Source organism: Vibrio sp. 070316B (assembly GCF_013114115.1).
Classification (GTDB): domain Bacteria; phylum Pseudomonadota; class Gammaproteobacteria; order Enterobacterales; family Vibrionaceae; genus Vibrio; species Vibrio chagasii_B.
Genome location: NZ_VTYC01000043.1, coordinates 1 through 13,135 on the forward strand (window position 1 = coordinate 1; position 13,135 = coordinate 13,135).

Sequence of the window (13,135 nt, forward strand, 5' to 3'; positions counted from 1 at the left end):
ATCATTTTGATTCCGAAGAATCTGTTTTATCTAACGATAAAACGTTTTGATATTCATCAACGAGTGCCCACACAGATTGATAGGTTTAAATTGTTAAAGAGCTTAACTTCTTAAGCGTTCCTTTTAACAAGGAGCCTCTCGAAGTGGACGGCCATTCTAGCGAATTGGGATTCAGTGTCAAACACTTTTTCCTGCTAATTTTTTGAAGCATCTTAAATGCTTATTTGCCGTTTCGTTGCTTAGTTCAAACCGCTTGGTTATCCCTGACAACGGAGGCGCATTATAGAGATAATAATCTTGCGCACAAGGCCAAAAACGAAAAAAAGCCGCCACTAGCGACTGTTCGAATAGTATTTATACAAAGCGTTCGAAATAGGTACGATTTAGACTAAATTTAGCGAATCGTACCTATTGTTTCTGCCCCAATTACTGGTGAGCAATAATTCTGTCGTTATTAACTAATAGCTGTACTTTTTTATCTGGGTTGATTTTTCCAGCAAGTATCGCTTTCGCCAATGGGTTCTCTACACTCTGTTGAATCGCTCTTTTCAACGGTCGTGCACCATATACAGGGTCGAAGCCAACTTGAGAAATTAGCTTCAGCGCTTTTTCTGATACCTCAAGTTCATAACCATTATCTTCCATACGCTTTTTCAGGTGCTCAAGCTGAATAGAAGCAATTGATTGAATGTGCTCTTGACCTAATGGATGGAACACCACACTTTCATCAACACGGTTCAAAAACTCTGGTCGGAAATGTTTACCTACCACTTCCATCACTTCATTTTTAATCCCTTGGTAATCAAGCGTATTGAAGTTTTCTTGGATTCTCGAAGAGCCCAAGTTCGATGTCATGATCACGACCGTATTTCTGAAGTCGACTGTGCGGCCTTGTCCATCAGTCAAGCGTCCATCATCAAGAACCTGAAGTAAAATATTGAAAACATCTGGGTGTGCTTTCTCGATTTCATCTAACAAGATTACTGAATATGGTTTGCGGCGCACTGCTTCAGTTAAATAACCACCCTCTTCGTAACCGACATAGCCCGGAGGCGCGCCAACTAAACGAGCAACAGAGTGTTTCTCCATAAACTCAGACATGTCGATACGTACCATTGCATCGTCACTATCAAACATGAAGTTAGCAAGCGTTTTACAGAGCTCCGTTTTACCTACCCCTGTAGGGCCAAGGAATAGAAAAGAACCAATTGGCTTATTCGGATCAGATAAACCAGCACGGCTACGACGAATCGCATTCGAAACCACTTCTACTGCTTCGCCTTGGCCGATAACGCGCTTATGCAGAACACCCTCCATCTTTAGAAGCTTCTCTTTTTCTGCTTCTAACATCTTGGAAACCGGAATCCCCGTTTGCTTAGATAAGACATCTGCAATTTCTGCGTCAGTAACCTTATTGCGCAGTAAGGTCATCTCTTGCATTTCAGCTTGGGTAGCAAGGTCTAGTTGCTTCTCCAACTCTGGGATACGACCATATTGCAGTTCAGACATTCGATTTAGATCGCCAGCACGTCTTGCAAAGTCCATATCCATGCGAGCTTGTTCTAGCTCTGATTTGATATGTTGCGTGCCAGACAGTGCTGCTTTCTCAGCGTTCCACACTTCTTCAAGTTCAGCAAAGTCACGCTCTTTATCAGAAAGCTCCGCTTGTAAGGTGCGAAGACGCTTTTCACTTGCTTCATCGTTTTCATTAGTTAGCGCTTGCTGCTCGATCTTAAGCTGAATGATCTTACGCTCGAGTTTATCCAGAGATTCAGGTTTTGAATCGATCTGCATACGGATACTCGATGCGGCTTCATCAATCAGATCAATTGCTTTATCTGGCAGTTGACGATCAGAAACGTATCGATGAGATAGTGTTGCTGCAGCCACGATCGCTGGGTCGGTAATTTCTACATGATGGTGAAGTTCATAACGCTCTTTCAAACCACGAAGAATCGCCACCGTGTCTTCAACCGTTGGTTCATCGACAAGCACTTTTTGGAAGCGGCGCTCTAACGCTGGGTCTTTCTCTATATATTGGCGGTATTCATCAAGAGTCGTTGCGCCAACACAGTGAAGTTCACCACGAGCCAATGCTGGTTTCAGCATGTTACCCGCATCCATAGAGCCTTCACCTTTACCCGCACCGACCATGGTATGAATTTCATCGATGAAGAGAATGATATTGCCTTCTTCTTTAGACAATTCATTGAGAACAGACTTCAAACGCTCTTCAAACTCACCACGGTATTTAGCACCAGCCACCAAAGCGCCCATGTCTAATGACAGTACTCGTCGGCCTCTTAAACCTTCCGGCACTTCATTGTTAATAATGCGCTGAGCCAAACCTTCAACGATAGCTGTCTTACCTACACCAGGTTCACCGATAATGACAGGGTTGTTCTTAGTACGACGCTGAAGTACTTGGATGGTACGACGGATTTCGTCATCTCGACCGATAACAGGATCGAGCTTGCCTTGCTCCGCTCTTTCAGTCAGATCGATGGTGAACTTCTCTAACGCTTGGCGTCGGTCTTCGGCATTTGGGTCATCAACTTTTTGACCGCCACGAACCTGCTCGATAGCTTGAGATAATTTTTGCTCAGTAAGACCTAGCTCTTTAAGCAGGTTACCTAAAGGACCTTTATCTTCAATTGCGGCAAGTAGGAAGACTTCCGAAGAAATGTATGTGTCTTGGCGCTTTTGTGCGACCTTGTCACATAGATTGAACAGAGTACCCATTGTATTCGAAAGCTGAACATCACCACCGATACCACTTACTTTCGGTACACGGTCTAATATTTCGCTTAACTTTGAACGCAACTGAACCACATCAATATTCAACATGGTAAGCAATGGACGAATCGCACTACCATCTTGATTTAATAGCGACACCATTAGGTGTACAGGCTCTATATATTGGTGATCACGACCTAATGCGAGCGACTGAGCATCAGATATCGCAATTTGAAATTTACTAGTGAATCGATCGAGACGCATGCCAACCTTCCTACTCTTAGATATGTTTATCTTATGGTTAGAAGATGGATACGGTAACGCGGATTTTCAAGGGATAGGAATGAAGAATAGAGTTTATATAAAAATATAATTGCGCTGGATAAAAGCGGACACTTACTAAACGTTACTCTAGCCAAATAAAGGTAGCCTGACGGCCAGTAACGCCATCTCGACGATAAGAATAGAAAGCATCAGAATCGGCAAAAGTACAAAGGTTCGAATCCGTTACTTGCGAAACTCCAACTTTAGCAAGTCGCTGTGTTGCAAGTTGAGACATGTTCGCTAACCATTTGCCCGGTTCAGTTTTCGCTTTGAATACAAGCTTCGCTTGAGGATCAAAACTAACGAAAGCTTCTAACACATCATCACCAACCTCAAAGGCCTGTTTGCCAATAGCAGGGCCAAGCCAAGCGATAATCTGGTTATCGGAGCCGAGATTAGAAAACTTTGCGACTGCATTTTCAAGAATACCACCAGCAAGACCACGCCATCCGGCATGAACCGCAGCAACTTGAGTACCTTTGGTATCCGTGAGGATCACTGGCAAACAATCTGCAGTCATCGCTGAACACACAACCCCAGTCGCTGGAGTAAATGCGCCATCCGCGTCGAGAACATTGGTTGTTGGCTCTAAAACCGTAACCACATCTGTAGAATGTGTTTGGTTTAGCCATACCGGTGCAGTTGGCATGTTAGCGTGTTGCGTAAGCCATATGCGGTTACGTTCAACCAATGAAGCATCATCCCCAACATGCATACCAAGGTTTAGCCCATGATATGCATCAGCAGAAAAACCACCAACACGCGTCGAAGCAAAAGCCTTCACGTTACTTGGTGCGTTCCAGTTGGGGATGATCATCGACATAATTAAATGTCTTCTTCTAGGTTATCGCGAGCATCAACACGCAATGCTTCAGCCATTACAACCATGTCATTTGGCACAGGTGCGTGGAACTCAACTTCTTCGCCCGTGATTGGGTGAACAAATTTAAGCATAACCGCGTGTAGTGCTTGGCGATCAAAAGCACGAATCATCTTCGTTAGTTCTTCTGATGCGCCTTTTGGAATACGAGCACGACCGCCGTATGCAATATCACCTAACAGTGGATGCTGAAGGTAAGACATGTGTACACGGATTTGGTGAGTACGACCCGTTTCTAGGCGTAGACGAATACGTGTATGTTCACGGAAGTGCTCAGCAACACGGTAGTGAGTTACCGCTGGCTTACCCGTTTCATTCACAGCCATCAAAGTACGCTTGGTTGCGTGGCGGCTAATGCCTTTTTCTACCATGCCACCAGCGGTCATTTTGCCGATTGCAATCGCTTCATATTCACGAGTAATACGACGCTTAGCCAATGCACGAACAAGGCGAGTCTGTGCTGGTACTGTTTTAGCAACAACCATAAGACCTGTTGTGTCTTTATCGAGACGGTGAACAATACCTGCACGAGGTACTTCAGCGATTTGTGGGTAGTGGTGCAGCAACGCGTTTAGCACGGTTCCATCCGGCGTACCTGCTCCTGGGTGAACAACAAAATCACGTGGCTTGTTGATCACCAGTAGATGTTCATCTTCAAAGACAATGTCTAGAGGAATGTCTTGTGCTTCCCAGCGCTCTTCATCTTCAAGTTCAGCTTGTAAGATGATCTCTTCTCCGCCCATAACCTTAACGCGTGGCTTGGTAATAACTTCGCCATCCACTTGGACTTTGCCGTCAAGAAGCCACTCTTTAATACGAGAGCGAGAAAAATCGGTAAATAGTTCAGCGACAGCTTGGTCTAAACGTTGACCTAACTGGCTGCTTTTTACTGTGTCTGTTAATGTGATCTGCTGAGCCATATCGAACTTTTTTAAAAACCGTGAGACTAATACCCATTAGTATGGATAAAATAGAATAATTGCATCATTGTATCTGTTACTGGTTAGAAAGTAACGGAAGCTTACGAAATATTTAATTCAAGGAATCGACGCCTGACATGAAACACCTTACTTTAGCGGGTCTATTAGCCGTATCACTCTTGGCTGGTTGTTCAAGTACCGAAGAGATAGTGCCAGATGTACCGCCATCGGTTCTCTACTCTGAGGCGCAAGAATCGCTGCAAAGTGGTAGCTGGCTTTCTGCCATTGAAAAGCTAGAAGCCCTAGACTCTCGTTACCCTTTCGGCGCCTATTCTGAACAAGTACAGCTAGACCTGATTTACGCTTACTACAAAAATGATGACCTAGCGCTTGGCCTAGCGACCATTTCACGTTTCTTGCGTTTAAACCCAACTCACGAAAAACAAGACTGGGTTCTTTACATGCGCGGCCTAACGCACATGGCACAAGACAGAAACTTTATGCACGATATTTTTAATATCGACCGTAGCGACCGAGATCCTGAGCCAGTAAAACTCGCTTTTGCTGATTTCAAACGACTACTAGAGCGCTTCCCAGCAAGCCCTTACGCAGAAGATGCACAAAAACGCATGTTCGCACTTAAAAACCGTTTGGCGGATTACGACCTAGCAACGGCAGATTTCTATCTACGTCGTGAAGCTTGGATCGCTGCAATCAATAGAACGCAAGAACTGCAAAAGACTTACCCAGATACTATCGCTGCGCGTAAGTCTCTAAAAATTCAGCTAGAGGCTTACAAACAGCTTGGCCTTGAGGACGCGATCCAAAGAACAGAAGCCTTGATTGAGCTGAACCCACTACCTTAGCCAACCATTCTGTTCCTGACTAAAAAAGCGCGCTAATTTACTAGCGCGCTTTTTTAAACCCATACCACGAACTTGATGAATCGAACAATACACGGTATCTTCAATAAATAACTTTTAACAAAACATCAACATGGAGTGTGGATGTGAGTAGGTTGTTATTATTTATTGGGATCGTGCTATTTAGCCAATTTTCCCACGCGTTAGAACTCTCGCCATTAAGCAATAAGCCTTACATGGGGGATCTCGATGTACTCAAAACCAAAGGAACGGTGAGAGTGCTTGTCTCTGCTGACCTCGGCTTTTACTACATAGAAGATGGCAAGCCCAAAGGCATCGTTGCCGAGATGCTTTACCATTTTGAAAAAAGCCTTCGTAAGAAACACCCTTACCTGAACGTTCAAATTATTCCTGTGCAGCGAGATGACCTGCTCCCTTCTTTACAGTCAGGCTATGGCGATGTTGCTGTTGCAAACCTGACCGTCACCGATAAGCGATTAAAGGTGATCGACTTTTCAGACCCTATGATTAAAGACGGTAAAGAGCTCATTATCACAGGCAAGAATTCAGAAGCGATCACCGAGATCAAGCAACTCAGTGGTAAGGAAGTATGGATTAGGGCAAGTTCTAGCTACTTCGAAAGCGTGCAAAGGGTCAATAAAGAACTCAACGAGCTAGGTTTACCGCCGCTGCATGTCCACTTCATCGAAGAGTCACTGCAAGACTATGAACTGATCGAACTCGTTAACCAAGGCTATATACAAGGTACGATTCTGGACAGTCACAAAGCGAAACTCTGGATCGATGTGATGGAAAACATCCAAGTTCATCACGACTTACCTTTACGCGAAAATGGTCAAATAGCATGGGCATTAAGAAAAGACAGCCCTCAGCTAAAGAAAGAGATAAACAAATACGTCAAGACCGCTCGAACAGGCACCCTACTTGGAAACGTTATCTATAAGAAATACATAGATAATACTCGTTGGTTAGGTCGGGCACTCAACCCGAACAAAGTTGACCGCGTTGCTAAACTGGCTGATGTATTTGAAAAGTATTCGAATAAGTATGAATTCGATCCTTTGATGATGTCTGCGCAAGGCTTCCAAGAGTCGGGCCTTGATCAAAGCAGAGTATCCCACCGAGGTGCTATTGGAGTAATGCAGGTTCTCCCTAGCACTGCGAGAGACAAAAACGTCAACATCAAGAATATCCACATCGTCGATAACAACATCCATGCTGGCGTAAAGTACATGCGCTTCATTAAAGATAGATATTTTGATGACCCAGCCATTACTCCAGATAACCAGCTTTACTTTACTCTAGCCTCCTATAATGCAGGCCCCGCTAAGATCAGAAAAATGAGGAACCTTGCGAAGAAGAAAGGCTACAACCCGAATATCTGGTTTAAAAACGTAGAGATCATTACTCGTAAATACGTCAGTAAAGAACCCGTCACCTATGTCGCCAACATCAACCGATATTTCGTTATCTATAAACAGTTAGAAGCCATCAATACAATTCGAGAGAACGGCACAGCTAGATTACTGCAAACCAACGATTAATTGGTCATAACCTGAAAAACGACGGAAGACTAAAAACACAAAAGCCGCATAAGCAAAGTTATGCGGCTTTTGTTTATCGAATTCTGAAGAAGCTAACCTGATGCTTCATATCGTGTGCTCTATGTCACAAAGTACAATTGGATAAATATCCATCAAGCACTTTCTATAAGCTGTAAGACGCCCCTAAAAACTGATTTAATTTTTAGCGAAGCCTTGCCTCCAAGTTATCGTTTTTCATAAGGATAACAAGCATTTTTCGCCAAAAAGATATCAAGACTTGCGTAAGATCACATTTGATTTTAATGCTCATTCCACCCCATCAAAACAAGATCTAGATCACATTCTAAATTCCCAAAAGTCGTAATCTGAAGTTAACCCATGAGGGATACAACAGAGGAAAACTTCTATGAAAATGAACATCACTGGTAAAAACATCGACATTACCTCTGCAATCCGTGATCACATAGAAAGCAAATTTAAGAAGCTGGATAAATGGCAAGTAGACATCATTGGTTGCCAAGCGAGCTTTAGTGAAGAACCAAACAAGAAGAAGAAATTTGAAGCGGTACTAACCGTACCAAAAGGGCAACTTGTAGCTTCATCAATCCATGACGACCTCTACGTTGCTATCAACGAAGTAGAACAAAAACTAGAGCGTCAACTCAACAAGCTACGCCATAAACCAGAAGCGCGCCGCGCTGAAAAGCCTGAAATCGAAGAGCTAGAAGCTGAAGTAGAATAAGGAAAGATAACAGATTAAAAAATAGCGCCTCAGGGCGCTATTTTTTTGCTTGACGCTCGTAGCTCGCTTGCTTATTGTGTTTAAACATTCATAAAACAATCACTTTTTATGCAAACTCAATCTTTGTTTATTTTTGACTTCTTTTTTCTTCCGTAAATCGGAGGCTAAGTCGTTTTAGAAAAACAAGTCAAAAACGAACAAGAAGCCTCCCACACTAGGGAGGCTTTTTTATAAGGACACATTTATGACTGACCGCTCAATTTCACTGGATGATATCCGCCTTCGTCTCAATGATTTAGATGACGAACTACTGAAGCTACTTTCAGAACGTCGCAAGCTAAGCATCGAAGTTGCTAAAAGCAAGGTAGAAACATCAAAGCCAGTTCGTGACGCAGTAAGAGAACAACAACTGTTGGTTAAACTGATTAACAACGGTAAAGACAAATACGAACTAGATGCTCAGTACATTACCAAGCTGTTCCACACCATCATTGAAGATTCAGTCCTACTGCAACAGTCATACCTACAAAACCTTGCGAACCCGCAAAGCCGTAAACCATTGGCTCGCGTTGCATTCTTAGGCTCTAAAGGGTCCTACTCCCATCTTGCGAGCCGTGAGTATTTCAGCCGTAAGAATATGGAATTGATTGAGTTAAACTGTAATCACTTCAAAGAAGTAGCGTCGACTGTAGAATCGGGACATGCGGATTACGGTGTATTGCCAATTGAAAACACCAGTTCAGGTTCGATTAACGAAGTGTACGACCTACTTCAGCACACCACGCTTTATATCGTTGGTGAGCTATCTCAACCGATTGAACACTGCCTAGTCGCGAAAAGTGATATCCGTTTAGAAGACATCAAAACACTTTACTCACATCCACAACCACACCAGCAGTGCAGTGAGTTCTTGAGCCGCCTGAAAGATGTAACTCTTGAATCATGTGCTAGCACAGCCGACGCAATGAAAAAGGTCAAAGAACTGGATGGAGATGATGTTGCTGCAATTGGTAATGCATCGAGCGGCAAGCTTTACGGACTTCAGCCTATCCAAGGCAACATTGCGAACCAGACAGAGAACCACACACGTTTCATCGTAGTAGCTCGTAAACCTGTTGAAGTCTCGACTCAGATCCCTGCGAAGACAACACTGATTATGTCAACTTCACAAGAAGCAGGTTCATTGGTAGAGACGCTACTGATTCTGCAGCGCTTAGGTATCAACATGACTAAGCTAGAGTCTCGTCCGATTATGGGTAACCCTTGGGAAGAGATGTTCTATGTGGACTTAGAAGCACACCTAGATTCGGATAATATGCAGCAAGCAATCACAGAGTTGACGGCCATTACTCGCCACTTAAAAGTCCTTGGTTGCTACCCAAGTGAAAACATCAAAGCGACTCAAGTTAAGTTGTCATAACTTAGAATTAGTAACCGCTTTTTACTAATAGAAGTATTTGGCCTACAGTAGGCCAAATACTTAAGCCCCTCATTTTTACAATACTCTTAGAGCCCCTAGGCCCTCCCTATCTACTACTGCTTTATGCCTTCCTAATAGAAAACTCATTAGTGGCATTTTTATCAATAAAGACAAAACTTTACCGCCTTCACAGGAAAGCACCGTACAACGTGTAATTAATAGCGAGCTCACCGCAAGTGACATAAACTTACGCGCTCAAATTTATAAACCATGTTGTGAATAGCCATGAAGCTAAGTAAGAAAATATTACTTCTGATTGCCCCCGTAATACTGATCAGTACTGCGGCTTCCAGCTATATCATTTACTCGACTCAAAAAAACAGTTTCATCAAACGCGAAGATAATGCTCTGCAATTGAGTATGGAAAAGCTCGCCGGACACTTTCGTCAATCGCGATCTTTTTTGAACAGCTATTCTTATGCGCTTACTAAAAGTGACATGATTAAACGCTTCTTCTTGGCCGAAGAGAACCCTAGCCAAGAGCTCGCACTCATTGATGATCTACACGAGACGATAAAGTTATTACAAGATGGCGACGATAGCTTTACTGGCCTTGCTCTTCTCGACGGCGATGGTACCGTCAGCTACTACGCCGAAAATAGCCGTGACCCCTTTGCAGAGATGGACCCGAAGGTCTTAGAGTTTGTTGATCGTCAGTATCAAGAAAAACACGTAACCTCACGTACTGACTACATCCAAAACTCGCAGGGCGAAGGGATGCTTGTTCACTATGAAGTACTTGATAAAAAAAGCGTTTCGGCCCCGATAAGCGAGCAGATCAATGATGTATTTTTTCTAGTCGTTTCGGTCTCTCTCGATAAGTTTAATTCACTGCGAAAACAGATAGAGTTTGACTACCAAACCAGTCTTTTCTTTACCGATGAACCGATAACTCTTGGGCATGGTTTAACTCAGTCTGTGAAGCTGGGACCTGAACTTTACGCAACCCTCGACCCGGCTCAATTTTTGTTGGACAACAAGCTAAAATCAATCTGGAATGAGCTCAGCTTGTCGTTTGCTCTGTCTGCCTTTGTCAGTGTGGGCTTATTGCTCATGCTTTTATCCCGCTGTGTGATTAATCCAATCACGCGCTTGGATAAGCAGCTGCAACAGGTCGAAAAAAAGCAAAGAAAGAACATTGAGCGCTTAGGTACTAATGATGAATTAGGCCGCTTGTCACAACGTTTTTATGACATGTACCAAGAGCTCGATAATACCTACCAACAGACCAAAGTGTTGGCAGAAAATGACCAGCTAACGCAAATCCCCAATCGACTTCAATTTCAGTCGTTTGTGCAACAATCTCTGCCAGCCCCTGACTCGAAAAACAATACCTGGGTACTCTATCTCGATTTAGACAACTTTAAGTTTGTGAACGACAAATACGGACACCAGATTGGGGATTCAATACTGGTTTCTTTTGCAGAGCGCATCACTGCTTTATGTGACTTTTTTCAACAAAGCGACAGCGCTAACTGCATGCCTGCGCGCTTGTCGGGCGATGAGTTTGTTATCTATATCAATGCCCCAGCGAATGCCGATAATATTGCGCATCAATTCTCTGAAAAGTTACTCGCTCCACTACAAAAAGGGTTCATCACCGACTCAGGAAGCTTTCCGATTACCGTGAGCATTGGGATCGCGACCTACCCAAGTGATGGGCATACCATAGAGAAACTACTCTCAAACGCTGATACTGCGATGTATCAGGCAAAACATGCTGGCAAGAATCAGTTCGCGGATTACTCGTTAGATTTGGATAAAACTATTCAGCGTCAAGCCAATATTGAGCGCGCCCTCAGAGATAAAAACTTCGATGAAGAGTTTAAACTCGTTTATATGCCTTACATGGATGCCGCAGGGAACCACGTGATTGGGGTTGAGGTTCTATTGCGTTGGGAGTCCGAACAACTTGGTACGGTTGCACCCAATGAATTTATTCCTATTGCCGAGCAAACAGGGCTATTTGAGCTTGTCGACCGCTGGGTTATCGAGAATGCCTTCGCTTCTTTCCATCAGCTTCAGGGTCAATTTGATCACTCGATTCAGCTGTCCATCAACCTATCTTCCGCAGGGATAGAGACTACGCACCTAGCGGATTTCATTGAACAACACGCAAAGATTAATGGCATTCCACCAAGCTTAATTGATTTTGAGATCACCGAGACCTTCTATTCAAATTCACACGGTTTCCCGCTACTCAACGAACTCGCTCGAATGGGCTACCGATTAGCTATCGATGATTTTGGTTCGGGCTACACATCCATCACTCAATTGGTTGAGTACCCAACGCAAAAAATTAAATTAGACAAAGGTTTTTTAGAAGCCTTGATCGAAACAGATAATCAGAACATAGTTAAACCCGTGATCGGACTGTGTCACGCGCAAGGTAAAACCGTGACTGCTGAAGGTATCGAAACCAAAGAGATGCACCAATGGCTACAAGACGCGCATTGCGACATGCTGCAAGGCTTCTACTTTGGCAAGCCAATGCCTCTCAATGAACTAAGCGACTGGTATCACGAACACCAACAGCGATTTAAGCACCAGCAGAACGATTAACACGCACCAACTGAATCAACCGACTAGAAGAATCGAACACATGAAATCTGTCATCATCGCCTCGCTAAATCCCGCTAAGATCAATGCTGTCAAAAGTGCTTTTGTCTCTGCGTTTCCCAACACCGAGTTTGAGTTCACGGGGGCAAGTGTGCCAAGTGGTGTTGCCGATCAGCCGATGAGTAATGATGAAACCTATCAAGGTGCGGTGAACCGTGTACACAATGCGACACAACAGCAACCTAATGCGGATTTCTATGTTGGGTTAGAAGCGGGAATCGAAGGCGGGGTTACCTTTGCTTGGATGGTGATTGAATCAAATGGCCAACGTGGAGAATCTCGCTCGGCAAGCCTGATGTTGCCACCAGCCGTTCTTGAGAAGCTAGAACACGCTAACGAACTCGGGGATGTGATGGATGAAGTATTTGGTACTGACAATATCAAACAAAAAGGTGGAGCGATTGGTTTACTGACACATAACCAGCTTTCACGTAGCTCGGTCTATCACCAAGCGTTAATCTTAGCGCTGATCCCATTTGTGAACCCTGAACATTTCTCGGCTTAACCAATGAATGCTTCTCAAGCTTTCTAGCAGCTCGATTGCAAGCTCTAGAAACTAAAAAACGCTAACCCTCAGTTAGCGTTTTTTTTCAATTCGCACTCTCGCTATTCAGTGATAGCTTAAGCCATCATTACTTGAGCAGCAGATCGGCAATAATCGCTTTCTCTTGTTCTGATTTTGCCTTGAGCTCATTCGAGCCTCTGGTGATGGTTGCCACACCGACTCCCAGCATTTGGCTTACTTGTCTTTGAGACATTTCACCTTTCATTAGCTCACAAAAAATATTAATTCGAGCAACCAGAGCATCTCGCTCATCGGGCGTCATCATCATGGTCAACAACAGTTCATGCTGATCTTTCTCAACCGCTGTCTTAACTAAATCCATGAGTTGTTGCCAGTTATCATATTCAGGTTGTGATGCCATATCTCTACACTTACTTTTAAATTCAGACTTTAAAGAGTCGCTTATCGATTGAAAGCGTCTACCACTTTATACCGAAATAC

The 13,135-nt window shown here is 43.7% G+C and carries 10 protein-coding genes and 1 other annotated feature; of the genes, 6 read left to right on the plus strand and 4 right to left on the minus strand.

Features of this window, described 5'->3' with window-relative positions:
- Window positions 1-426 precede the first annotated feature (426 nt).
- The 3 genes from clpB to rluD all read right to left on the minus strand — a co-directional run bounded on the left by clpB (window position 427) and on the right by rluD (window position 4,860).
- A complete protein-coding gene (gene clpB / locus F0251_RS22295; RefSeq protein WP_171731846.1) occupies window positions 427-3,000 on the minus strand; it encodes an ATP-dependent chaperone ClpB in 2,574 nt (857 codons plus the stop codon).
- 142 nt (window positions 3,001-3,142) lie between these two features.
- A complete protein-coding gene (gene pgeF, locus F0251_RS22300; protein WP_171731847.1) occupies window positions 3,143-3,883 on the minus strand; it encodes a peptidoglycan editing factor PgeF in 741 nt (246 codons plus the stop codon).
- 2 nt (window positions 3,884-3,885) lie between these two features.
- Window positions 3,886-4,860 (minus strand): 23S rRNA pseudouridine(1911/1915/1917) synthase RluD, encoded by a 975-nt coding sequence (gene rluD, locus F0251_RS22305; protein ID WP_004739484.1) that lies wholly within the window; start codon window positions 4,858-4,860, stop codon window positions 3,886-3,888.
- 137 nt (window positions 4,861-4,997) lie between these two features.
- Between rluD and F0251_RS22310 the strand changes: the two genes are divergently transcribed.
- The 6 genes from F0251_RS22310 to yjjX all read left to right on the plus strand — a co-directional run bounded on the left by F0251_RS22310 (window position 4,998) and on the right by yjjX (window position 12,634).
- Window positions 4,998-5,726, plus strand: a complete 729-nt coding sequence (locus F0251_RS22310; protein ID WP_008221648.1) for an outer membrane protein assembly factor BamD — start codon at window positions 4,998-5,000, stop codon at window positions 5,724-5,726.
- A 137-nt stretch (window positions 5,727-5,863) separates the two neighbouring features.
- On the plus strand, window positions 5,864-7,288 hold the full coding sequence (locus F0251_RS22315) for a lytic transglycosylase F (RefSeq protein ID WP_345779002.1): 1,425 nt from the start codon (window positions 5,864-5,866) through the stop codon (window positions 7,286-7,288).
- A gap of 406 nt (window positions 7,289-7,694) precedes the next feature.
- A complete protein-coding gene (raiA, locus tag F0251_RS22320) occupies window positions 7,695-8,030 on the plus strand; it encodes a ribosome-associated translation inhibitor RaiA (protein WP_004735034.1) in 336 nt (111 codons plus the stop codon).
- A gap of 110 nt (window positions 8,031-8,140) precedes the next feature.
- Window positions 8,141-8,262 (plus strand) — a sequence feature (Phe leader region).
- A gap of 12 nt (window positions 8,263-8,274) precedes the next feature.
- Window positions 8,275-9,450, plus strand: coding sequence for a prephenate dehydratase (pheA, locus tag F0251_RS22325; protein ID WP_116870046.1), 1,176 nt, complete (start codon window positions 8,275-8,277; stop codon window positions 9,448-9,450).
- Between the two features lie 285 nt (window positions 9,451-9,735).
- Entirely contained in the window at window positions 9,736-12,072 is a 2,337-nt protein-coding gene (locus tag F0251_RS22330; protein ID WP_171731848.1) for a bifunctional diguanylate cyclase/phosphodiesterase, read from the plus strand.
- Window positions 12,073-12,112: 40 nt separating this feature from the next.
- Window positions 12,113-12,634, plus strand: coding sequence for an inosine/xanthosine triphosphatase (gene yjjX, locus F0251_RS22335; protein WP_061033323.1), 522 nt, complete (start codon window positions 12,113-12,115; stop codon window positions 12,632-12,634).
- Between the two features lie 127 nt (window positions 12,635-12,761).
- Here the strand turns inward: yjjX and trpR are convergent, their stop codons facing one another.
- Window positions 12,762-13,055, minus strand: a complete 294-nt coding sequence (gene trpR, locus F0251_RS22340) for a trp operon repressor (RefSeq protein WP_008221633.1) — start codon at window positions 13,053-13,055, stop codon at window positions 12,762-12,764.
- Between the last annotated feature and the right edge of the window lie 80 nt (window positions 13,056-13,135).